Origin of the sequence: Actinomadura sp. NPDC048032 (assembly GCF_040653175.1) — a bacterium.
In the GTDB taxonomy this organism is placed as follows: Bacteria; Actinomycetota; Actinomycetes; order Streptosporangiales; family Streptosporangiaceae; genus Spirillospora; species Spirillospora verrucosospora.
Window position 1 is genome coordinate 1 of record NZ_JBEZJP010000782.1, and the last position, 1,557, is coordinate 1,557.

Annotated in this window: 1 protein-coding gene; it reads right to left on the bottom strand. The window is 71.2% G+C overall.

Annotated features, from left to right (window positions below):
- On the bottom strand, nucleotides 1-1,456 hold a 1,456-nt coding region (locus AB0C69_RS42170; protein WP_360362539.1), incomplete at its 3' end, for a hypothetical protein.
- Between the last annotated feature and the right edge of the window lie 101 nt (nucleotides 1,457-1,557).

The window sequence follows — 1,557 nt, forward strand, 5'->3', positions numbered from 1 at the left end:
GCCGGTGATGCTCTTCGCGTGGGACGGGTGGAAGGAGTTCTACACCTTCAGCCAGAAGCGCACCGACGAAGACCTGGTGGACGCCGGCCGGGCCGAGCGCGGCCGACAGCGCGCAGCTGTGGCCGTCGGCGTCGTCGACCGCGGCGAGCAGCGTGATGGTCTTGTGCTCGCGGTTGTTCACGAACTGGATCTCGTGCGCGGCGGCGTCCAGGTCCATGCCGGTCGTCTCGCGCAGCCGGTCGCGGAGCGCGGCGTAGGCGATCGCCGCCGAGTACTGGCTGTCGTTGATGTGCAGCACGTCGGCGGTGCGGCCGGCGAACTCGAACCGGCCGGTCTTCAGGCCGGGCCCGTCGAGGGCGGGGCGGCGGATCATCCGGTCGCCGAGCTTGAGCCGCAGCAGCGGCGCCTCGTGCGCGTGCAGCCGGGTGACGACGAGCTCGCCCTCCTCGCCCTCGGCGACCGCGCGGCCCTGGTCGTCGACGACCTCCACGAGGTGCAGGCCGGGCACCGCGGCCAGCCAGGGCGAGTCGTCGCTCAGCTGGAGACCGACGGTCTCGGCCTGGGTGGCGGCGAAGTAGCTGAGGATCGCGACGTTCGGGAAGACCGCGCGCAGCTCGGCGCGCTTGCGGTGCGGCAGCACGCCGCTGCCGTACAGCGCGACGCGGAAGCTCTCCCGCGCCTGGGGGCTCAGTCCGGCGCCGAGGTCGCTGAGGATCGCGATGCCCGCCGAGATGCCCATCATGGCCTTGGGCCCGGGGTAGGAGAACATGTGCTCCAGCACGGGACCCGTGACGGGACCGGCGCCGATGTAGTTGACGCCCGGGACCTGCTGCAGGACGCCGCCGACCATGGTCCCGCTGCTCCACATCTGGTAGTCGGCGAGGTTCGTGAACAGCCATTTGGGGTCGCCCCCGGCCAGGTGGTCGCGGAGCTGGTAGGTGCCCATGAAGGCGCCGGCGATGCGGTAGGTGTCGTGCAGCTCCCGCAGCGAGTAGACGATCTCCAGTGGCAGCCCGTCGCTGGTGCCGCCGCTGGCGACCACCTCGAACCCGCCGTGCGCGAGCGGCACCACCATTCCGGCGCGGGCGCCCGTGAACATGTCGCGTTGGACGGTCTTGTCGGACAGCGGCACCCGTTCCCATTCTTCGTAGGTGGCGGGCGGACCGGTGATGCCGGAGGCCGTCAGCCGCTCCCGCCACAGCGGGTTGAGCAGCGCCGTATTGATCATCTGGCCGAGGCGGCGCAGGACCAGAGCGTCCTGGACATCGTGCGGAGTCTCGGCGTAGGGGACGCCGCAGAGCCGCTCGCATTCGCGCAACTTGCTCGCGAAGGAGGGCAGCGCCGGGACGGCGTCCACCGACCACGGCCGCATCTCCTCCTCGGGGATCAGCCGCGCGGCCAGTTCCGGGCCGTCCACGGGCGACCGGCCGACCGGCGTGAGAATCGTCGAGGTCATGTCGCGCTCCTGTTCGTCACGGGGGGTTCGTCTGAGCAGCGGTTCGGGCAGCCAGGGACCGATGTAGGCCTCCCTGCGGCGTCTCATGCTGCGCAATCGGT